The 18,847-nt window shown below is 67.8% G+C and carries 20 protein-coding genes and 3 tRNA genes; 8 read left to right on the forward strand and 15 right to left on the reverse strand.

All coding sequences use genetic code 11. From position 1 onward, the window contains the following. Positions 1-176 precede the first annotated feature (176 nt). Positions 177-1,275, forward strand: a protein-coding gene (gene prfB / locus WKI94_RS00935) for a peptide chain release factor 2 (protein WP_337843901.1) whose coding sequence is annotated in 2 segments (ribosomal slippage) — positions 177-227 and positions 229-1,275 — 1,098 coding nt in all. Because the reading frame shifts where the segments join, the coding sequence is not laid out codon by codon here. On the opposite strand, the gene WKI94_RS00940 is transcribed toward prfB, so the two are convergent. From WKI94_RS00940 to WKI94_RS00960, 5 genes are all read right to left on the reverse strand, one after another. Next, on the reverse strand, positions 1,272-2,483 hold the full coding sequence (locus WKI94_RS00940) for a DUF4127 family protein (RefSeq protein ID WP_337843949.1): 1,212 nt from the start codon (positions 2,481-2,483) through the stop codon (positions 1,272-1,274). The genes prfB and WKI94_RS00940 overlap by 4 nt on opposite strands. 19 nt (positions 2,484-2,502) lie before the next feature. After that, complete coding sequence (trxB, locus tag WKI94_RS00945; protein WP_337843902.1) at positions 2,503-3,483, reverse strand: thioredoxin-disulfide reductase; 981 nt, start codon at positions 3,481-3,483, stop codon at positions 2,503-2,505. Positions 3,484-3,594: 111 nt separating this feature from the next. Continuing rightward, positions 3,595-3,670: transfer RNA gene (locus WKI94_RS00950), tRNA-Glu, on the reverse strand. 20 nt (positions 3,671-3,690) lie between these two features. Beyond that, a tRNA-Glu gene (locus WKI94_RS00955) sits at positions 3,691-3,765 on the reverse strand. Between the two features lie 6 nt (positions 3,766-3,771). Next, positions 3,772-3,845: transfer RNA gene (locus WKI94_RS00960), tRNA-Gln, on the reverse strand. An 88-nt stretch (positions 3,846-3,933) separates the two neighbouring features. Here WKI94_RS00960 and WKI94_RS00965 point away from each other — a divergent pair. Together WKI94_RS00965 and WKI94_RS00970 are read left to right on the forward strand one after the other, a co-directional pair. Continuing rightward, the gene (locus tag WKI94_RS00965) at positions 3,934-4,518 is read left to right on the forward strand and encodes a hypothetical protein (protein ID WP_337843903.1); all 585 of its coding nucleotides are present in this window, start codon (positions 3,934-3,936) and stop codon (positions 4,516-4,518) included. Continuing rightward, entirely contained in the window at positions 4,515-6,194 is a 1,680-nt protein-coding gene (locus WKI94_RS00970) for a hypothetical protein (protein ID WP_337843904.1), read from the forward strand. Before WKI94_RS00965 ends, WKI94_RS00970 begins: the two co-directional genes overlap by 4 nt. 96 nt (positions 6,195-6,290) lie before the next feature. On the opposite strand, the gene fmt is transcribed toward WKI94_RS00970, so the two are convergent. The 7 genes from fmt to zapE are packed head-to-tail and all read right to left on the reverse strand — an operon-like array spanning position 6,291 to position 11,684. Next, the gene (fmt, locus tag WKI94_RS00975) at positions 6,291-7,205 is read right to left on the reverse strand and encodes a methionyl-tRNA formyltransferase (protein WP_337843905.1); all 915 of its coding nucleotides are present in this window, start codon (positions 7,203-7,205) and stop codon (positions 6,291-6,293) included. After that, the gene (gene def / locus WKI94_RS00980) at positions 7,202-7,777 is read right to left on the reverse strand and encodes a peptide deformylase (RefSeq protein WP_337843906.1); all 576 of its coding nucleotides are present in this window, start codon (positions 7,775-7,777) and stop codon (positions 7,202-7,204) included. Before def ends, fmt begins: the two co-directional genes overlap by 4 nt. Before the next feature lie 5 nt (positions 7,778-7,782). Beyond that, positions 7,783-8,601 (reverse strand): hypothetical protein, encoded by an 819-nt coding sequence (locus tag WKI94_RS00985; protein ID WP_337843907.1) that lies wholly within the window; start codon positions 8,599-8,601, stop codon positions 7,783-7,785. Further along, positions 8,594-9,307 (reverse strand): diadenylate cyclase CdaA, encoded by a 714-nt coding sequence (gene cdaA, locus WKI94_RS00990; protein WP_337843908.1) that lies wholly within the window; start codon positions 9,305-9,307, stop codon positions 8,594-8,596. Before cdaA ends, WKI94_RS00985 begins: the two co-directional genes overlap by 8 nt. A 2-nt stretch (positions 9,308-9,309) precedes the next feature. Next, positions 9,310-10,452 (reverse strand): phosphopentomutase, encoded by a 1,143-nt coding sequence (locus tag WKI94_RS00995; protein ID WP_337843909.1) that lies wholly within the window; start codon positions 10,450-10,452, stop codon positions 9,310-9,312. Continuing rightward, on the reverse strand, positions 10,452-10,703 hold the full coding sequence (locus WKI94_RS01000) for a hypothetical protein (protein WP_337843910.1): 252 nt from the start codon (positions 10,701-10,703) through the stop codon (positions 10,452-10,454). The genes WKI94_RS00995 and WKI94_RS01000 overlap by 1 nt, the downstream gene beginning before the upstream one ends. A 9-nt stretch (positions 10,704-10,712) precedes the next feature. Further along, a complete protein-coding gene (gene zapE, locus WKI94_RS01005; protein WP_337843911.1) occupies positions 10,713-11,684 on the reverse strand; it encodes a cell division protein ZapE in 972 nt (323 codons plus the stop codon). A gap of 61 nt (positions 11,685-11,745) precedes the next feature. Here zapE and WKI94_RS01010 point away from each other — a divergent pair, with 61 nt between their 5' ends. Further along, positions 11,746-11,997 carry a glutaredoxin family protein gene (locus WKI94_RS01010; protein ID WP_337843912.1) on the forward strand — a complete coding sequence of 84 codons (252 nt, stop codon included), beginning with the start codon at positions 11,746-11,748 and terminating at the stop codon, positions 11,995-11,997. Here WKI94_RS01010 and WKI94_RS01015 read toward each other — a convergent pair. Beyond that, a complete protein-coding gene (locus tag WKI94_RS01015) occupies positions 11,994-12,503 on the reverse strand; it encodes a DinB family protein (RefSeq protein WP_337843913.1) in 510 nt (169 codons plus the stop codon). The two genes, WKI94_RS01010 and WKI94_RS01015, sit on opposite strands and share 4 nt — an antisense overlap. 34 nt (positions 12,504-12,537) lie before the next feature. On the opposite strand from WKI94_RS01015, the gene WKI94_RS01020 reads away from it, so the two are divergent. The 4 genes from WKI94_RS01020 to WKI94_RS01035 are packed head-to-tail and all read left to right on the forward strand — an operon-like array spanning position 12,538 to position 16,961. Then, positions 12,538-13,317, forward strand: a complete 780-nt coding sequence (locus WKI94_RS01020) for an enoyl-ACP reductase (protein WP_337843914.1) — start codon at positions 12,538-12,540, stop codon at positions 13,315-13,317. A 30-nt stretch (positions 13,318-13,347) separates the two neighbouring features. After that, the gene (gene ispG, locus WKI94_RS01025) at positions 13,348-14,559 is read left to right on the forward strand and encodes a flavodoxin-dependent (E)-4-hydroxy-3-methylbut-2-enyl-diphosphate synthase (protein ID WP_337843915.1); all 1,212 of its coding nucleotides are present in this window, start codon (positions 13,348-13,350) and stop codon (positions 14,557-14,559) included. After that, positions 14,556-15,713 carry a tRNA guanosine(34) transglycosylase Tgt gene (gene tgt / locus WKI94_RS01030; RefSeq protein ID WP_337843916.1) on the forward strand — a complete coding sequence of 386 codons (1,158 nt, stop codon included), beginning with the start codon at positions 14,556-14,558 and terminating at the stop codon, positions 15,711-15,713. Before ispG ends, tgt begins: the two co-directional genes overlap by 4 nt. Before the next feature lie 12 nt (positions 15,714-15,725). Continuing rightward, a complete protein-coding gene (locus tag WKI94_RS01035; RefSeq protein ID WP_337843917.1) occupies positions 15,726-16,961 on the forward strand; it encodes a uracil-xanthine permease family protein in 1,236 nt (411 codons plus the stop codon). 51 nt (positions 16,962-17,012) lie between these two features. Here WKI94_RS01035 and WKI94_RS01040 read toward each other — a convergent pair whose 3' ends face one another. Both WKI94_RS01040 and WKI94_RS01045 read right to left on the reverse strand, forming a co-directional pair. Then, a complete protein-coding gene (locus tag WKI94_RS01040; RefSeq protein ID WP_337843918.1) occupies positions 17,013-18,110 on the reverse strand; it encodes an AI-2E family transporter in 1,098 nt (365 codons plus the stop codon). 5 nt (positions 18,111-18,115) lie between these two features. Next, on the reverse strand, positions 18,116-18,823 hold the full coding sequence (locus tag WKI94_RS01045) for a M23 family metallopeptidase (protein WP_337843919.1): 708 nt from the start codon (positions 18,821-18,823) through the stop codon (positions 18,116-18,118). Between the last annotated feature and the right edge of the window lie 24 nt (positions 18,824-18,847).

Genomic DNA, 18,847 nt, shown 5'->3' on the forward strand with positions numbered 1-18,847 from the left:
GAGCAGGGCCTGCAGAACCTGGGTTACCGTTTCCCTCACTGCTTCCCTCAAGATCATCTGGAGGGTATCCTGATCCATGGGGTACCTCCTCTCCCGTTGGTACCCCCATTCATACACATACCCTTACACATAATTCCTTACACGACCAGCCTCCCCGCCTCTATACTGATAAGGGTATGGATCTGAAGCTCCTCAGCCAACGACTGGAGAACCTCCGGGGGTATCTTTGACATCCCCGGCAAGGAAGCCCGCCTAAAGGAACTGGAACCCCGGCTGGAAGACCCGAGCCTCTGGCAAAACCCCGAGGAGGCAGGGAGGGTGAGCCAGGAGGCCGCCCGCCTAAGGCGGGTGGTGGAGACCTACCAGGGCCTTAAGGACGACCTCCAGGGGCTTTTGGAGCTCCACGAGGAGCTTCCCCCGGAGGAGCGGGAGGCCCTGGCCCCGGAGCTAGAGGAAGTGGGGCGGAAGGTGGAGGAGCTCTACCACGAAACCCTCCTCTCCTTCCCCCACGCGGAGAAGAACGCCATCCTCACCATCCAGCCGGGGGCCGGGGGCACGGAGGCCTGCGACTGGGCGGAGATGCTCCTCAGGATGTACACCCGCTTCGCCGAGCGGAAGGGGTTCCAGGTGGAGGTGGTGGACATCACCCCAGGGGCGGAAGCGGGGATTGATTACGCCCAGATCATCGTCCGGGGGGAAAGCGCCTACGGCCTCTTCGCCCCCGAGGCCGGGGTCCACCGCCTGGTCCGCCCCTCCCCCTTTGACGCCTCGGGCCGCCGCCACACCTCCTTCGCCGGGGTGGAGGTCATGCCCGAGGTGGACAGCAGCGTGGAGGTGGTCATCCGCCCCGAGGACCTGAGGATCGACGTCTTCCGCTCCCAGGGCCACGGGGGTCAAGGGGTGAACACCACGGATAGCGCCGTACGGGTGGTCCACCTGCCCACGGGCATCACCGTCACCTGCCAGACCACAAGGAGCCAGATCAAAAACAAGGAGCTGGCCCTAAAGGTCCTCCGCTCCAGGCTTTTTGAGCTTGAGTGGCGGAAGAAGCAGGAGGAACTCAGGAAGCTTCGGGGCGAGGTGCGGCCCATTGAGTGGGGGAGCCAGATCCGGAGCTACGTCCTGGACAAGCAGTACGTGAAGGACCACCGCACGGGCCTCATGCGCTACGATCCCCAAAACGTCCTGGACGGGGACCTCGAGGCCTTCATCTGGGCAGGGCTGGAGTGGAAGGCGGGGCTCCGCCAGGCCCCCCTGGAGGAGGAGGCCACCTAGGGACTAAGCCCTTCCCCGGGAAGGGGCCGAAGGGAGAGGGCCCCTTCCGCCTCAAAGCTCCGGCCCCAGGGGAAGGCCAGGCCCAAAAGTTCCAAGACCCCCCCTTCCCAGGGCACAGGCCGGAAGAGCCGGAGGGCTTCTTCCGCCTCCTGCGGCAGGGGCTCGGGAAACCGGGCCCTGACCCAGGGCCGCCCCACCTCCCCCCACCAGTAGGCGAAGTAGGCCTCCATGAGCCGCGCCCTCCGGCCCTCCTCATCGGGGAGGAAAAGCCCCCCCTGGGCCAGGGCGCTTCCCAGGTTGTTGGCAGGGGTGCCCCAGGCGGCGTAGGCGGCGAGGCGGGGGAAAAGCCCGAGGGCCAGGAGGTTTTCCACCAACCTGGGGTCCCCCCGGTTCACCCGGGCCAGGTCCACCAGGGCCACCCGGTGGGCCCCCATGAGCCTGAGGAGCTGGAGAAGAGCCCCCCTAGGCTTGAGCCCCCCGTAAACGTAAAGGACCAGGTCCGGCCCCCCCGAAAGGGGCACCCTCCGGGCCCCAGCGCTCTCCAAGAGCCGGGCCACCGTCTCCTCTAGGGGCAGCCCCTCGTAGGGGGTGACGTGCCCGGCCAGGACGGGGTCCTCGTAGACCACGGCCACCCGAAGCCCCGGCCTCAAGGCCCGAAGGAGGAGGACCTGCCCGGCCTCGTCCGCCCCAGGGCGGGTGGGGTACGGGAGACGGCGGGCTTCCTCCAGGGCGGGGGAGCCCCGCACCGCATCGTCCCAGGTGGCCTCGAGGTACACCCCCTTAAGCCCCAAGAGGGGGGCCACCCCCTGGAGCACCTCGAGGTTTCTATCCCTCTGGACGGCATCCCAACGGGGGATAACCCCAAAGAGGTAAAGCCGCCCCCCATACCGGGCCTTCCAGGAGAGGAGGGGCGCGAGGCGGGCCAGGGCATCCTCTTGGGGAAGGAAGAGGCGGCGGCTTTGGAGAAGCCCCCCATAGGCCAAGGCGTCCAGGCTCCCCACCAGGGCCTCCCCGGGGGTGGCGAGGAGCCAAGCCCGGAGGAGGGGGAGGTCGGCCCCTTCCGGGCCCCGGTAGAGGGCCTTAGGGGGGCAAAGGACCAGGCCATAGCGGCAAGGCCCCCAGTTGGGGGGCCGGTCGTCCAGGGGGAGGTAGAGGAACCGGGCCTTCCCCACCCCCCCAAGGAGGGCCAAAAGGAGGAGGAAGGCCATCCGGCCCAAGACCGCCCGTTTAGCCTGCGCGAACCGCCTCCCCGTGCCCCGCAAGGTAGCGCTCGGCCATCATGGCCGCCCGGGTGCCCGCCCCCACGCTGGTGGTGAGCTGGCGGTAGATGGGGTCGGCCACGTCCCCCGCGGCGAAGATGCCGGGCACGGAGGTGAAGACTTCGTCCCTCACCGCAATGTAGCCGTCGGGCCTAAGCTCCACCACTCCCTGGAGGAAGGCGGTGTTGGGCTCGTGGCCGATGAAGACGAAGACCCCATCCGTGGGGTAGACGTACTCCTCCCCCGTCTTCAAGTTCTTAAGGCGCACGCCAGTGACGTGGTCTTCTCCTAGGATCTCGGTGACGATGTGGGAGAAGAGGAAGTGCATCCTGGGGTTCTGGAAGGCCCGGGCCTGGGCCACCTTGTTGGCCCTAAGCTCGTCCCGGCGGTGGACCAGGGTCACCTTACGGGCAAACTTGGTGAGGAAAAGCCCCTCCTCCACCGCCGCGTCCCCCCCACCCACCACCACCACCTCCTTATCCCGGTAGAAGAAGCCGTCGCAGGTGGCGCAGGTGGAAACCCCCCGCCCGTAGAACTTCTCCTCCCCAGGCACCCCAAGCTTCCTGGGGGTGGCCCCGGTGGCGATGATCACCGCCCGAGCGGGGTAGTGCCGCTCAAACCCCCGCACCAGAAAACCCTCCTCCAGCTTCTCTATCCCCAGGACCTCGTCCATGACGATCCGGGCCACAAACTTCTCTGCCTGCTGCACCATGCGGCTCGCCAGCTCGGGACCGGAGATGCCCTCGGGGAAGCCGGGGTAGTTCTCCACCTCGTCCGTCTGGGCGATCTGGCCCCCGGGCAGGCCCTTCTCCAGGATGACCGTCTTGAGCCCGCCCCGGCCCGTGTAGATCCCCGCGGTGAGGCCCGCGGGCCCCCCGCCTACGATGACTACGTCGTACCGCTCCTCGCTTTGGGCACCGCCTGCCAGCCCGGTCAGGGTAAACTCCATGGCTTCCTCCTATGGACCACCTTACACCCTCCCATACCGGGAGGGGGTATTAACAGGTTCAGTTTGCATGGAAAAGGGAAGGGTGTCAAGGGAAAACGATCCGAGCCGCGCTGGTGACCCCAGGGGGATTCGAACCCCCGTCTCGGCCTTGAGAGGGCCGTGTCCTAGGCCTCTAGACGATGGGGCCGCGGTGCGGCTCGGACCGTTTGGTGACCCCAGGGGGATTCGAACCCCCGCCGCCGCCTTGAAAGGGCGGTGACCTAACCGCTAGTCGATGGGGCCGGGGTTTGGCTGGGGTGCGTGGACTCGAACCACGACCGGCGGATCCAGAGTCCGCTGTCCTGCCGTTAGACGACACCCCAGCGGTAGGCGCCCGAACCCTCGGGCCAACGGTTATGGTACACTCTAGAGGGTGAATTGGCAAGCCCCAAGCCTATGGAAGAGGCCCTTTTGGAAATCCTAACCCGCTATCTTTCTCCCCAGGCGGCAAGAAACCTCCTCCTAAAGGCCGCTAAGGGGGCCCTTCCCTCTACGTCCTGGGAATGGGCCCGGTTTCTGGAAGGCCCCCTCTGGCAGGAGCTCAGAGCCCTCCTGCCCTTTAGGGAGATGCCCCGGGAGCTCAAACGCTTCATCGGGGAGCTAAAAGCCCTGGCTCCCCAGGTGGCCGAGGAGGAACCGGAAGCGGAGGGGGAGGAGGACCTTCCCCCAGAGGTGGTGGACCTGGAAAGCCCCGAGGCGCGCCAAGCCCTGGCCCGTCGCCTGGCCCGGCTGGAAGGGGTGCTGGGGGTGGCGGTGGTGGGCCCAGGGGGACATGAGGAGCTCTTTGGGGGGGAAAAGCCTCCTTTTGAGGCGGTGCACTTCCTCTTGGGAAGGCAGGGCTACCGGGCTTTTTACGCCCTTTTGCCCCAGGGGCTGGTGGCCCTTAGGCCCTTGGAAGGGGGGTATGTAGGGGTCCTGGCGCGCAAGGAGGCCAACATCGGCCGCTTGCTCCACGCCCTGAGGCGGATCGCCACGCCCACGGAGGTTGGCGGATGAAACGAGGTTTAGCCTTCTCCCTTTGGTTGGTCTTGGCCTTGGCCGCATCCTTGCCTGAGTTTTACGATCGCTTGGAAGGCGCTCTGGGCCAGGTGCGGATAGAAGCGCAAACCCAAGCCCTTCCTGCCCTGGAACGGGCCCAGAGCCTCCTGAGGCAGGAGGGGGAGGCCCTGCCCCCCGTCCTGCGGGACGCGGCGCTTTTGAACCTACAGGAGGCCCGGCAGGCCCTCCTCCGGAAAAGCCAGGCCGACCTCGAGGCCCGGCTTCTTCTGGTGCGCCACCTTCTGGGGAAAGCCCTGATGGATGGCTTCCTAGCCGCAAAAAGGGAGGAAAGGGACGCCTTCTTGGGGCGCCTCGCCCGGGCCACGGGCCTACCCCAGGCCCTGGTGCAGGAGGTCCGCTCCCTCTCCCCCGAAGAGGCCCGCCGCCGCCTGGAGGCCCACTACCTCCAGGCCATGGCCGAGGACCTGGGCCGGGCCCTGGGTGCGGGCTCGAGGCCCGAGGCCTACCTGGCCCTGGCCCGGGCCTACGCCCGGTACCTGGTGATCCAGGACAGCCCCCAAAGCACCCTCAAGGCCCAGGATTTCGTCCAGGCCCTGGCCAAGGTCTCTGGGGGTGAGCCCTTCCGGGCGGAGGTGGCGGCTTTAAGGGAGAAGGCCTTGGCCTGGCGGAAAGGCCTCCAGCCAAGCCCCAAACCCCAGGCCCAAGCCCCTGTGCCCTCGCCCTCCACTTCTCCTCCCACCGAGACCATCCCCAGTGCACCCCCTTCTGCCCCGGCGTCCACCCCATCCCCTTCACCTTCTCGCCTCCAAACCGCCCCTAACGTGGAAACCTTTTACGTAGCCTCCTGGGCTTCTCCCGACCTGGCCTCCCGGATCCGTTCCGTGGCCTATGCTCTTGGATACAACTACGTCTTTGAGTTCCTGGCGGACCTAGACCGCATCGCCCAAAGCGTGGGCCTGGCCTCCAGCGCCGTAGGACGGGGGGACACCGAAAGCGCAAAGGCGCATCTGGCCTCCGGGCTTTTCCTTTTCCAGAAGAACGCCGAACCCATTCTCAGCTTGGTGAACCCAGACCTAAGCGAGCAGGTCCGAAGGGTGTTCGTAATCCTTTACCAAGCGCCCGGGGTTCGGGTTATAGACACCTTCATCCTCTACGATGCCCTCCTGGAACTGGCCCGCCAGTTCCAGGAAGGCCCCAGGTCCACCCCCTGGCTGAACTTCCAGCTCTTCCTCCTGAACCTAGCCGGAATCCCTAGGGCCACCTTCTTCCTCTTGGCCGCCGCCTTGGCCCTCTTCCCCCTTTACCTGGTCCGCCTCACCTTCGGGGGGCGGAACGTCTACTGGAACCTCCTGGCCCTGGCCTTCCTCCTCCTTTTCCTCCCCCTCCTCGCAGAAGGGCTTTCTTACTTCGGGGCCATCATGGCGGACTACGGCAACCTCCCTTGGCTTTCGGCCCTAAACAACCTCTCCATCGGCCAAGGTTTTCTGCCTTACTTCTCCTGGAGCTTAAGCATCTTCCTGGTGGTGGTCCTGGCCACCGCGGGGCTTAGGGGCATCGCCGCCCAGTTCGGCCTCCTAAAAGAACGGGGGGCGGAGGTGGCCCCCACCGCGGAGAGGCGCCCTTCCGCCACCCTCACCAGCGAGACCATCGTGGAGTGGGACGAGGAGTTTTAAACACCCCCACCGAAGCTTTCGCTCCGGTGAGGGCCCCAAAACTACAGGGAGGGTGCCCAAACGCCTTACGCGGTCCCTCCTTTGGGAGAGGGGTCTTTACTCTAGCCGCGCGCCCGGGATCACCCCGTACCCCCGGGCCCAGTCGGCCGCGGGCATGGGCCTCCGCCCCTCGGGCTTCACGGTGAGGAGGCGGATGAGCCCCTTTCCGGTTCCCACCACCACCCCTTCCCGGTCCACCCCCTGGACCACCCCGGGAAGGCCCTCCCCCGCTTCCGGGCGAAGGGCCAGGGCCTGCACCCGCTTCCCCCCGTGGAAGAAGTAGCTTCCCGGCCAGGGCTGAACCCCCCGGTGGCGGTTATAGATGGCCTCCGCGCTTTCCCCAAAGCGGATCCGCCCCTCTTCCTTGGTGAGGAGGGGGGCGTAGGAGGGCTCCCCCTCCTGGGGGATGGGGGTGAGGTGGGGGAGCCCCTCCAGGACCCCCAGAAGGAGCTCTATCCCCTTATCCCGAAGCCGTTCGGAGAGGGCCACGGCATCCTCCTCGGGGCCGATCTCCGTGCGATAGACCGCGTAGAGGGGCCCGGTGTCCAAGCCCTCCTCCGTCTTCATGATGGAGACCCCCGTCTCCCTCTCCCCCCGGATGAGGGCCCACTGCACGGGCGCGGGGCCCCGGTACTTGGGGAGGAGGGAGGGGTGGAGGTTGAGGAAGCCGTAAGGGGGGACCTCCAGGAGCTCCTTGGGGAGGATCTTTCCGTAGGCCGCGGTGATCGCCACCTCGGGGGCCGCCTCCTTAAAGGCCTTTAGAAAGGCCTCGTTCCCCTTAAGGCGCTCGGGCTTGAGGACCGGAATCCCCAGGGCCTCCGCTCGCTCCGCCACGGGGCTTTGGGCGGGCCTCAAGCCCCGGCCCTTGGGCTTGTCGGGCCCGGTCACCACCAGGACCACGGGGTGGTGGGCGTGGAGGGCTTCTAGAACGGGCACCGCCCACTGGGGCGTGCCGAAAAAGGCCACCCTCATCGCCCGGCAAGCTCCTTTAGGAAGGCCCGGGCCTCCTTTTGGAAGCGGGTGAGCTCCACGCGGTTCTCCTCCAGAAAGGCCTCCCGCTTGGGCCTAGGGAGGCGCTCAAAGAAGAGGACGCCCTCCAGGTGGTCTATCTCGTGCTGGAAGACCCGGGCCATGTACCCTTCCAGCTCCAACGCGCGCTTTTGCCCCTCCTCGTCCTGGTACTCCACCCGGATGCGCTCCGCCCGGGGCACCTCCTCGGAGTAGAGGCCGGGCAGGGAAAGGCACCCCTCGGTGCCCTCCACCAGGCCCTCCCGGTGGGTGATCACGGGGTTCGCCACCACGTAGACCCGGCGCACCAGATCCCGCAGGGGCCTCTCGTCCTCTTCGGGCTCGTCCGCGTACTCCACCGCCACGAAAAGCCTTTCCGATAGCCCGATTTGGGGGGCAGCGAGGCCCACCCCACGGGCCTCAAACATGGTCTCCAGCATGTCCTCCGCCAAGCGCTTCACCCGGGTAAAGTCCTCCACCGGCCGGGCCTTTTTGCGGAGGATGGGGTCCCCATAGAGGCGGATGGGGTAGATCATCCGGTTCATTCTAGCGCAAGCCGCACCCTGCCCACCACACCCCCCACCGGGTAGACCCCAGGGGGGAGGCGGAGGGTCCAGGGACCTTCCACCTCCCCCGGCCGGAAGCCCCCTGGGGGCAGGGCCTCCACCTCCTCTAAGCCCTCCAGGGCCTCCCTAGGCCCCACCACCCGCACCCTTTTGGGGGCGAAGTCCAGAACCCTGAGGCCCGCCGGGGGGCGGAAGACCACCGACGCCTCCTTCAGGAACAGGGCCTCCCGCCTCTCCAGGACCCGCACCGCCCCCGGGGTCAGGGCCACCCCGGGAAGGGGGCCTTCGGGGCCGAAGGCGGTGAGGGGAACCGTCTCCCCCCCCAGGTCCAGCCCCACCGCGGCCACCGCGGCCTCCACCTGGCTCCTGGGCCCCCGGGCCTGGACCAGGGCGGGCTCCACCACCACCCAGGCCCCCTGGGCCAGGACCTCCACGGGCAGCTGGCGTTCCAGGATGGCCTCCACCCGCCCCTCCACCCGGGCCGGGCGCACCTCCAGCACCTCCACCCCCTGGGGCACGGCCACCCGTACCTCCCGGGCAAAGGCCCCTTCCGCCCCGGACAGGTCCAGGTAGGCGGAAACCGGGGGAGAAACCCCTTCCACCAAGGGGGCGGGGCCCCTGAGACGGAGGAGGACCTCTTTGGGCACCCCCTCGGCCACCTGCTCCGGGGAGAGCCCCACCACGGTGAGGGGCACGGAAAGGGCCCGCTCCACCACCGGGGCCCGTTCCCTCAGGGAGTTCCAGATCAAGAGGGCGGCCAGGAGGGCCAGGAGGAAGCCCACGACCTCACGCACGGGCCACCTCCTTGAGGCGCTCCCTAAGGGCCTCGAGGCTCAAGGGGGGCGAAAGCCGCCCCCCCTCGGCCACCCGGATGGCCCCCGTCTCCTCGCTCACCACGATGACCAGGGCATCGGAAACCTCGGAAAGCCCCAGGGCGGCCCGGTGCCGCGTGCCCAGGCCGATCTGGCTTTCGGAGATGGGGAAGACACACCCCGCGGCGAAGAGCCGTTCCCCCCGGAGGATGGCCCCCCCGTCGTGGAGGGGGGTGCCGGGGTAAAAAAGCGTTTCCAGAAGGCGGGCGGAAAGCCGGGCGTCCAGGATCTCCCCGCTCGCCGCGTACTCCCCCAAGGGGGTGCGCCGCTCTAAGGCGATGAGGGCCCCCCGCCGCTTTTCCGAAAGGCGGGCGATCCCCAAAAGGAGCTCCTCCAGGGCCAAAGGGCCCGAGGAGAGGCGTTGCCCCCGCCCAAGCCGCTCCAGAAAGGCCCTAAGCTCAGGCTGGAAGACCACGATGAGGGCGAAGGCCCCCAAGGTGGCGGCGTTCCCGAGAAGCCAAGAGAGGGTGGAAAGCCCCAGGAGGCTCGCCAGGAACCAGACCAAAAGGTAGACCAAAACCCCCCGGACCAGGTTGAGGGCCCGGGTGCCCGCCATGAGGCGGTAGAGGGTGTAGAGGAGAAGGGCCACCAGGAAGATGTCCAGGAGGTCGCGCCAGGTCACGGCCATGGCTAGATCAGGCTCTGCCCGGGGCCGGTCCAGGTGAGGCCAAAAAGCCGGGCCCAGGTGGCCCCAAGGTCGGCGAAGGTCTTTCGGGTGCCCAGATCCCCCTCCACCCCCGGCCCCACCCAAAGGAGCATCCCGTACTCCCGGGTGTGGTCGGTGCCGAAGAAGGTGGGGTCGTTGCCGTGGTCGGAAACCAGGAAGAGGTGGTCCTCCGGGCCCAAGGCTTCTAGAAGCTTGGGCAGGAAGGCGTCAAGCTCGCTTAAGGCCTGGGCGTAGCCCAAGGGGTCCCGGCGGTGGCCGTACTTGGCGTCAAAGTCCACCAGGTTAGTGAAGAGGAGGCCGTGGAAGGGCTCTTCCATGAGGGCCAGGGTTTTCTCAAGCCCATCCCGGTTGTCCTTGGTCTTCACCTCCCGGGTGAAGCCCCGGTGGGCGTAGATGTCGGGGATCTTCCCCACGCCGACCACCTCGAGGCCCCCCTCCTTGAGGAGGTCCAGGACGTTCCTAGGGGGCTCCAGGGCAAAGTCCCGCCTTAGGTCCTCCCGCCGGTAGAAGGCCCCAGGAGGTCCGGCGAAGGGCCGGGCGATGACCCGGGCCACCTGGTGCTCCCCCTTGAGGAGCTCCCGGGCTACCTCGGAGATGCGGTAAAGCTCCTCCGGGGGGATGATCTCCACGTGGGCCGCCACCTGGAAGACGCTATCCGCGGAGGTGTAGACGATGGGAAAGCCGGTCTTCAGATGGGCCTCCCCGTAGTCTTTGATGGCCTCGGTGCCGGAATAGGGTCGGTTCAGAAGCCACCCCCCCACCCCTGCGGCCTCGGCCCAAGCCCTCAAAAGCTCCTCGGGAAACCCCTCGGGGTAGGTGCGGAAGGGCCTTTCCAGGTGGATTCCCACGAACTCAAAGTGGCCGGTGGTGGTGTCCTTCCCCGGGTTCACCGCCCGCATGCGGCCAAAGGCCCCCTGGGGCCGGACCCTGGGCAAGGTGTGCACCCCTGGCACCCAACCGAGGCCCAAGGCGGCCAGGTGGGGAAGCACCACCCCGGTCTTCAACAGGGTGTGGTCCAGGGTGTCCGCCCCCTCGTCCCCGAAGAGGGGGGCATCCGGAAGGTAGCCGAGCCCCACGGAGTCCAGGACCAGGGCAATGACCTTCATCAGGACCTAAGCCCCTCGTCCTCCTCCTCCTGGGCCATGGCCATGATCTCCTCCGGGGTCATCTCCGCAAGGGCCCGGATGGCCTGGAACTCTTCCACCAGCCCCTGGATCTCCTCCATGGCCTCCTCCAGGGAAAGCTCCCCGTCCTCGTACTCGTCCAAAACCTCCTCAATGGCCTCCAGCACCCCCACCGCCGCGCTGGCCTGGGAGAGGGCCTGGGCCAGCTCGCCGAGCCGTTCCGCTAGGTCCATGGCCCCATGCTACCCCAAAAGCTCCGCAAGCCGGGAGAGCGCCCGCCCGTACTTCTTGGCGAAGGGGCCGTGGCGGTAGCTTTCGGGGAAGAGGGCCTCCAGGGGCGCCCCGGAAAGCTTGAGGTCCAGGCCTAGGTTGTAGATTTGGTCCACGAAGTGCACGAAGCGCAGGGCGTCGTTCTGGTCCCGTATGGGGGCAAGCCCGGCAAGGTAGATCGCGTCTAAATCCTGAAAGAGGTAGCGGTAGCGGATGGGGTGGAGGGTGCGTAGGTGGGCGAGGAGCTCAGGGAAGGTGTCCAGGCTCTTCCGCCTCGGGTCTTCCCGGTACAGGGCGAGAAGGGCTTCCTCCTCCAGGGGGTGGGGAAGGTGCTCCGGGTCCCGGTGGCGGTAGTCCTCCCCCTCTATGCGCTCCACGGCGAAGCGGCGGGCCAGGCTTTGGATCTGGTGGCGGAACTGGTCGGCGTTGAAGCGGCCCTCCCCTAGGGCCCCTGGGGGGGTGTTGGAGGTGGTGGCCACCCGCACCCCCCGGTCCATGACCAGGGCCAGGAAGTGGGTGGCCATCTGGGCGTTGCCGGGATCGTCCAGCTCAAACTCGTCTATGAAGAGGTACCGCAGGGCGGAAAAGCGCCGGGCCCCCTCCCTCAGGCCCATGAGGCCCAGGGCGTAGGTGAGCTCCTCAAAGGTGAGGAAGGCCTTGGGAAGGGGGGCCTCAAGATAGGCCGCCACCAAGAGGTGGGTCTTCCCCACCCCAAAGCCCCCATCCAGATAGACCCCCTGGGGCCCGGGGAGGCGGGGCCGGAGGAGGCCTTTGGGCCGGTCGTGGACCCAGCGTCGGAGGCGCTCCTTGGCCAGGGCCTGGGAGGGGTAGCAGGGGTCTGGGTGGTAACGGTCAAAGGTGGCCCCCTGGAAGCGGGGCGGGGGAACGAAGCCCTTTAGGAGAAGGTCCAGGTCCACCTCGGGGTGGCGGTCCACCAGGCGCATGGGGCTACTTTACACGCTCGTCCCTGGACGCAGAAAGGCGCCCATGCTACCCTACAGGGGTATGGTGCGGGTCTACGGCGTGCCCGGCTGCGGCCCCTGCGAGATCGTCAAGATGTTCCTGGCGCAGAAGGGGGTGCCCTACACCTTCGTCAACGTGCGGGAGGACCAGGAGGCGGCCCGGCTGGTGGCGGACCTGGTGGGAAGCCCCACCGCGGGGGTGGTGGTGGAGTGGGAGGGGAAGCGCAAGGCCATCCGCGGGGTTTCCCCGGCGGCGCTAAACGCCTTTTTGGAGGAGTATCGGAAGGGGGCCTAGGGGATTAGGGCCTCTTTGAGCTGCGCCAGGTGGTGGGCCTCGTGGTAGGCCGCGGCCCGGACCCAGCCCAAGGCGGTGAGCTCTCCGAAGAAGGGGTGGGGGAAGGCGGCGGGGTGGTGGGGGTCGGCCTGGGCCGCCTCCTCCAGGAGGAAGGCCCGGGCCCTTTCCAGAAGGGCCAGGGCCTCTTCCAGCCCCAAGCCCCCTTGGGGCCTCACCCCCTCGGGGGCCTGGGGCTTGCCGTCCCTAAACTCCCCCCGCACCGCTTGGGGCAGGGGGAGGGCCTCCCCTTGGCGCACCCGCCGAAGCCGGCGAAGGACACGGGCGGTGGAGTCCTCCACCAAGGCGATGTGCTCCGCCACCATCAAGGGGGTCCAGGCCCCTTCCCGCAAAGGGCGGGCAAGCCAGGGGGAGGGGGCTTGCTTGAGAAGGGCCAAGAGGGCTTTCCGGCTTTCCCCAAGCCGGTGCAAGGCCTCCTCCCAGGAGCCGTAGGCCTCGAGGTCCACCATGACGCCCCTATTTTACCCCGGGTATAATCCCCCCATGCTCACCGTGGACCTAACGGGGAAGAAGGCCCTGGTCATGGGGGTCACCAACCAGCGGAGCCTGGGCTTTGCCATTGCTAGGAAGCTCAAGGAGGCGGGGGCCGAGCTCGCCCTGAGCTACCAGGGGGAGCGGATCCGCCCCGAGGCGGAAAAGCTCGCCGAGGAGCTTGGGGGGGCCCTCCTCTTCCAGGCGGACGTGACCCAAGACAGGGAGCTGGACGCCCTCTTTGGGGGGCTCAAGGAGGCCTGGGGGCACCTGGACTACCTGGTCCACGCCATCGCCTTCGCCCCTCGGGAGGCCATGGAGGGGCGGTACCTGGATACAAGGCGGGAGGACTGGCTTTTAGCCCTGGAGGTTTCCGCCTACTCCCTGGTGGCGGTGGCCAAGCGGGCGGAGACGCTTTTCCGGGAGGGCGGGGGCATGGTCACCCTCACCTACTACGCCAGCGAGAAGGTGGTGCCCAAGTACAACGTGATGGCCATCGCCAAGGCGGCCCTCGAGGCCAGCGTGCGCTACCTGGCCTACGAGCTTGGGCCCAAGGGGGTGCGGGTGAACGCCATCTCCGCGGGGCCCGTGCGCACCGTGGCCGCAAGGAGCATCCCCGGCTTCACCAAGATGTACGAGTGGGTGGAGAGGGTGGCCCCCTTAAAACGGAACGTCACCCAGGAGGAGGTGGGGAACCTGGGCCTTTTCCTCCTTTCCCCCTTGGGAAGCGGGATCACCGGGGAGGTCATCTACGTGGACGCGGGCTACCACATCATGGGCATGGAGCTTTAAGCTTCAGTCTTCCCTGGCCCCCGGGGTAGTATGGGGAGGATGAGGCGTAAGACCCCCACGGTCTGGGTGGGCCGGGTCCCCATCGGAGGGGACCATTCCATCGTCGTCCAGTCCATGACCAATACCCCCACCGCGGACATCCCGGCCACGGTGGCCCAGATCCTGGAGCTTTACCGGGCGGGGAGCGAGATCGTCCGCATCACGGTAAACGACGAGGAGGCGGCCAAGGCCGTGCCCGAGATCAAGGGACGCCTTTTGGAAGAGGGCGCGGAGGTGCCTCTGGTGGGGGACTTCCACTTCAACGGCCATCTCCTCCTGCGCAAATACCCCCGGATGGCCGAGGCCCTGGACAAGTTCCGCGTCAACCCGGGCACCATGGGCCGGGGGAGCCACAAGGATGAGAATTTCCGGGAAATGGTCCGCATCGCCCTGGATTTGGGGAAGCCCATCCGCATCGGGGCCAACTGGGGGAGCCTAGACCCCGCCCTCCTCACCGAGCTCATGGACCAAAACGCCAAGCGCCCCGAGCCCAAGGGCGCGGAGGAGGTGGTCCTCGAGGCCCTGGTGGAAAGCGCGGTGCGTGCGTATGAGGCCGCCTTAGCCCTGGGCCTTCCCGAGGACCGGATCGTTCTTTCTGCCAAGGTCTCCAAGCCCAAAGACCTCCTCTGGACCTACCGGGAGCTGGCGCGAAGGACAAGGGCCCCCCTCCACCTGGGCCTCACCGAGGCGGGCATGGGGGTGAAGGGCATGGTGGCCAGCGCCGCCGCCTTAGCCCCCCTCCTCCTGGAGGGCATCGGGGACACCATCCGCATCTCCCTCACCCCCGCCCCCGGGGAGCCCCGGACCCGGGAGGTGGAGGTGGCCCAGGAACTCCTCCAGGCCCTGGGCCTTCGCGCCTTCGCCCCCGAGGTGACGAGCTGCCCTGGCTGTGGCCGCACCACCAGCACCTTCTTCCAGGAGCTGGCCCTGGAGGTGAACCGCCACCTCAGGGCCAAACTCCCCGAGTGGCGGCGGAAATACCCCGGGGTGGAGGGGCTTAAGGTGGCAGTGATGGGCTGCGTGGTCAATGGCCCCGGGGAGAGCAAGCACGCCCACATCGGCATCGCCCTCCCCGGCGCAGGGGAGGAGCCCAAGGCCCCGGTCTACGCCGACGGCAAGCTCCTCACCATCCTGAAGGGCGAGCGCATTGCGGAGGAGTTCATGGCCCTGGTGGAGGCCTACGTAGAAAAGCGCTTCGCATGAACCCTTTTTCCTTCCAGATCCTCGCCCGCTCGGGCTGGGCCCGGGCTGGCCTTTTCCACACCCCCCACGGCCCCGTGGAAACCCCTCTTTTCATGCCCGTGGGCACCCAGGGCTCGGTGAAAGGCCTCATGCCCAAGGACCTGAAGGCCATCGGAAGCCAGATCCTCCTGGCCAACACCTACCACCTCCTCCTCCGCCCGGGGCCCGAGCGGGTGCGGGCCCTTGGGGGGCTCCACGGGTTTGCGGGCTGGGGGGGGCCTTGGCTCACGGACTCCGGCGGGTTCCAGGTGATGAGCCTGGGCCACCTGCGCCGGATCGACGAGAAGGGGGTGGTCTTCCAGAGCCACCTAAATGGGGACCTGGTGGAGCTCACCCCCGAAGGGAGCGTGGCCGTGCAGGAGGCCTTGGGTTCGGACATCGCCATGGCCCTGGACGAGTGCCCCCCCTACCCCTCGAGCCGGGCCTACCTCGAGGCCTCCCTGGAACGCACCCTAAGGTGGCTGGAACGGGGCCTCAAGGCCAAGACCCGCCCCGACCAGGCCCTCTTCGGCATCGCCCAAGGGGGGACGGAGGCCGACCTAAGGCGGCGCTCTACCCTGGAAACAATCCGCTTTGACCTGCCGGGCTACGCCATCGGGGGGCTGGCCGTGGGGGAGCCCAAAGAGGCCATGTTCCGCATGGTGGAGCTCTCCACCGCCCTCCTCCCCGAAGGCAAGCCCCGCTACCTCATGGGGGTGGGCCACCCCGAGGACCTGGTGGCGGCCATGGGGCTTGGGGTGGACCTCTTTGACTGCGTCTACCCCACCCGCACGGGCCGCTTCGGCTACGCCCTGGTGCCGGAGGGGAGGCTCAACCTGAAGTCGGGCCGCCACCTGGAAGACCCCCGTCCCCTGGAGGAGGGGTGCGACTGCTACGCCTGCCAGACCTTCAGCCGGACCTACCTCTCCCACCTGGTGCGCTCCGGGGAGATGCTGGGGGCGGTGCTCCTTTCCCTCCACAACCTGCGCTTCCTCCACCGGCTCACGGAAGGGGCCCGGGAGGCCATCCAAAAAGGCCGGTACGGGGAGTTTGCCCGGGCGTTTGCCGAACGGCGCTTCGGCGAGACGGTGCCGGGGTGGTTCCGGGAAGCCCTGGCGGCGGGGGGGCACTGGTAGAATGCCCCTGGTATGAAAGCCAGGCTCCTCCTATTGGGCCTCCAGCACACGGTGGCCATGTTCGGCGCCACGGTTTTGGTTCCCCTGCTCACCGGGCTTAACCCCTCGGTGGCCCTCTTCACCGCGGGGGCGGGCACCCTGGTCTTCCACTGGGCCACGGGGGGCATGGTGCCCGTCTTCCTGGGCTCCAGCTTCGCCTTCATCGCCCCCATCCTGGCGGCCAAGGAGGCGGGCTTCTCCCTTAGCGCCATCGGGGGCGGTATCGCTACGGCGGGGCTGGTGTACGCCCTCCTGGCCCTCCTGGTGCTTCTCATCGGCTCCGAGCGGGTGCGGAAGGTCTTCCCACCCATCGTCACCGGCCCGGTCATCGTGGTCATCGGCCTGACCCTGGCCCCGGTGGCCGTGGAGATGGCCGCCAAAGACTGGCTTCTGGCCATCCTCACCTTCGCGGGGGCTCTGGTGAGCGCGGTGTTTTTCCGCGGCCTTTTCCAGATGATCCCCGTGCTGGTGGGGGTAGGGGTAGGGTACCTGGCGGCCCTCCTCCTGGGCCGGGTGGACCTCCTTCCCTTGCAGGAGGCCGCCTGGCTCGGCGTGCCCGCCTTCACCCCCGCCACCTTGGAATGGGGGGCCATCCTCCTCATCGCCCCCGTGGCCCTGGTGACGGCCATGGAGCACATCGGGGACATCCTCACCAACGGCCGGGTGGTGGGGAAGGACTTCTTCGCCCGCCCTGGGCTCCACCGCACCCTCCTGGGGGACGGCCTCGCCACCTCCCTGGCCGGGCTTTTGGGCGGCCCCGCCAACACCACCTACTCCGAGAACACGGGGGTGCTGGCGGTGACCCGGGTCTACGACCCCCGGGTCCTGCGCATGGCCGCCCTTTTCGCCATCCTCCTCTCCTTCTCCCCCAAGCTTGCCGCCCTCCTCCAGACCCTGCCCTCAGGGGTCCTGGGGGGGATCTCCATGCTCCTTTTCGGCATGATCGCCTCCATCGGCATCCGCACCCTGGCGGAGGCGGAGATTGACTTCACCCACAGCCGGAACCTCATCGTGGTCTCCGCCATCCTGGTCCTGGGCCTGGGGGGTGCTGTGGCCAACCTGGGCACGGTGCAGGTGGCGGGGGCGGCGGTGCCCCTAAAGGTAAGCGGCATGGCCCTGGCGGCCCTGGTGGGGGTGGTCCTGAACCTGCTCCTGCCCCAGAGCCTCGAGCCGCCAGAGCTTTCCACGGAGGAAGAGCGCCTACCCTAAGCGCCCTGCCCGCCCAAAAGCGCCCCTCCGCTGAAGACGCTCCCGGGGGGCTCACCCTTCCCGATAAAAGGGGCTTTTCTGGTAGTAATCCTCCAGGAGCACCTTCAAGAAGGCCGCGGCAGGCACCCCAAGGAGCGCCCCCATAAGGCCAAAAAGGCTCGCCCCCACCAGGATGGCGGCGATGGCGCTGATGGGGTGGAGCCGGGTGGCCCGCCCCACGATGAGGGGCCCGAAGAGGTGCCCCTCCAGCTGGTTGGCAAGCCAGAGGACAAAAAGGGCAAGAAGAGCCCCCTGCCAGCCCAAGGTGGCCGCAAGCAAAAGGGCCGGCACCCCGGAGACCAAAACCCCCACGAAGGGGATAAGGTTGAAAACCCCCGCCAGGAAACCTAAGCTTGCGGCCAAGGGCACCCCTATGAGCCAAAGCCCCACCCCCACGATCAGCCCCACCAAAAAGGCCACCACCAGTTGTCCCCGGACGTACCCCCCCACGCTCCGGTCAAGCTTCGCAGCAAGCTCGGCCACCAGGGGCTGGTAGGGTTCGGGAAAGGCCTTTAGAAAGGAGGCGCCGATCCTGGGGAGGTCGTAGAGGAAGTAGACGGAAAGCACCAAGGCGGTGAAGAACTGGAACACCCCCCCCACCAAACCCGTGAGGAAGCCCAGGAGGTTCCCCCCTTGGTCCAGAAGGAGCCGGAACCAGCCCAAAAGGGTCTGGACAAACCCTTGAAGGAGGTTTTCTAGGTTCTTCCCCGCCTCCTCCAGAATGGGGTCCAGCACAGGAGGCAAGGGAATGGAGTTTACCCTCTGCGGCAGGTCGGTGAACCAGGCCACCAAGGGGGCCAGGTGCTGGGGCAGTTCCTGGGCCAGGCGGGAAAGCTCCAAAACGGTCCTTGCGGTGAGGAAGGAGGCGAGGCCCAGGAAAAGGCCGAGGCCCAGGTAGACCAAGACCACCCCCAGGAAGCGGGGCAGGCGCCTCCTCTCCAAAAAGCGCACCACGGGGTGGGCCAGGTAGGCGAAGGCGAAAGCGAAGAGGAGGACCTTTAGGGCAGGCCAGGCCTGGAGGAAGAGGCGGAAGGCCAGGTAGAAGAGGAAGAGGTAGACCAAAACCCGCACGTAGGGGTTGGCCCACACCTGCCGGAAGGCCTCGCGCATGGGGGCTATTCTAAACCGAACAACGCCTTGGCCTTGGCCTGGACCTCCTCCGGCCCCAGGCCCTGGAAGAGGAAGGGCGACCGCTCGGGCTCCCCCTCCCAGACCTCAAAGAGGAGCCTTGGGGTCCCGCCCCCTAGGCCGGTGTTGCCCAGGTAGCCGATGGGGTCCCCCCGGCGCACCCTCTGGCCCACCCTAAGCCCGGGGTAGGGGGCCTTGAGGTGGGCGTAGACCGCGGTGCGGCCGTCCGGATGGCGGACCCAGACCTCGAGGCCCTTTAAGAGGTCCATCTCCTCGGGGCCCGCCCCCCCCTTCACCCGGTCCAAGAGCGCCCGGAAGGCCTCCGGAGTGGGCTCCTCATAGGCTTCCTCCACCCGCACCACCTCCCCCGTGGCCGCGGCCACCACCCCCATGCCTGCCACCACGGGCACGCAGGCGTCCCCCTGGAGGAAGACAAAGCCCGCGTTCACCCCCTTGCGGTAGGGCCTTGGGGCTCCGGGAAGGTTCTCCGCCCGGGCGGGGAGGCAGGCCCCGGGCAGGGGCAGGCGGTAGCCCTCAGGGGCGGCCTCGAGGCGCTCGCGCAGGGACGCCACCTCCGCCCTTAAGGCGCCCACCTGGCGGCCGCGGGCGGAAAAGGCTAAGGTCACCACCAGGGCGTAAAGGGCCAGGGCCAGGAGGAGGTAGTGCCCCGGCTTCCATCCACGGGGCCTGTCCATGCCCCCATTTAACCCCAAAAGGGA

The organism is Thermus sp., assembly GCF_037444525.1.
Classification (GTDB): domain Bacteria; phylum Deinococcota; class Deinococci; order Deinococcales; family Thermaceae; genus Thermus.

Bases quoted from the DNA above. Each gene is read 5' to 3' on its own strand.
- zapE (WP_337843911.1), bottom strand. From the start codon at position 11,684: ATGCGCCTGGTGGACCGCCACCCCGAGGTGGACCTGGACCTTCTCCTA.
- WKI94_RS01045 (WP_337843919.1), bottom strand. From the start codon at position 18,823: ATGGACAGGCCCCGTGGATGGAAGCCGGGGCACTACCTCCTCCTGGCC.
- WKI94_RS00970 (WP_337843904.1), top strand. From the start codon at position 4,515: ATGAAACGAGGTTTAGCCTTCTCCCTTTGGTTGGTCTTGGCCTTGGCC.
- def (WP_337843906.1), bottom strand. From the start codon at position 7,777: ATGATCTACCCCATCCGCCTCTATGGGGACCCCATCCTCCGCAAAAAG.
- WKI94_RS00995 (WP_337843909.1), bottom strand. From the start codon at position 10,452: ATGAAGGTCATTGCCCTGGTCCTGGACTCCGTGGGGCTCGGCTACCTT.
- ispG (WP_337843915.1), top strand. From the start codon at position 13,348: ATGGGGAGGATGAGGCGTAAGACCCCCACGGTCTGGGTGGGCCGGGTC.
- WKI94_RS01040 (WP_337843918.1), bottom strand. From the start codon at position 18,110: ATGCGCGAGGCCTTCCGGCAGGTGTGGGCCAACCCCTACGTGCGGGTT.
- WKI94_RS01035 (WP_337843917.1), top strand. From the start codon at position 15,726: ATGAAAGCCAGGCTCCTCCTATTGGGCCTCCAGCACACGGTGGCCATG.
- fmt (WP_337843905.1), bottom strand. From the start codon at position 7,205: ATGAGGGTGGCCTTTTTCGGCACGCCCCAGTGGGCGGTGCCCGTTCTA.
- WKI94_RS01020 (WP_337843914.1), top strand. From the start codon at position 12,538: ATGCTCACCGTGGACCTAACGGGGAAGAAGGCCCTGGTCATGGGGGTC.
- trxB (WP_337843902.1), bottom strand. From the start codon at position 3,483: ATGGAGTTTACCCTGACCGGGCTGGCAGGCGGTGCCCAAAGCGAGGAG.
- WKI94_RS01000 (WP_337843910.1), bottom strand. From the start codon at position 10,703: ATGGACCTAGCGGAACGGCTCGGCGAGCTGGCCCAGGCCCTCTCCCAG.
- WKI94_RS01015 (WP_337843913.1), bottom strand. From the start codon at position 12,503: ATGGTGGACCTCGAGGCCTACGGCTCCTGGGAGGAGGCCTTGCACCGG.
- WKI94_RS01010 (WP_337843912.1), top strand. From the start codon at position 11,746: ATGGTGCGGGTCTACGGCGTGCCCGGCTGCGGCCCCTGCGAGATCGTC.
- cdaA (WP_337843908.1), bottom strand. From the start codon at position 9,307: ATGGCCGTGACCTGGCGCGACCTCCTGGACATCTTCCTGGTGGCCCTT.
- WKI94_RS00940 (WP_337843949.1), bottom strand. From the start codon at position 2,483: ATGGCCTTCCTCCTCCTTTTGGCCCTCCTTGGGGGGGTGGGGAAGGCC.
- tgt (WP_337843916.1), top strand. From the start codon at position 14,556: ATGAACCCTTTTTCCTTCCAGATCCTCGCCCGCTCGGGCTGGGCCCGG.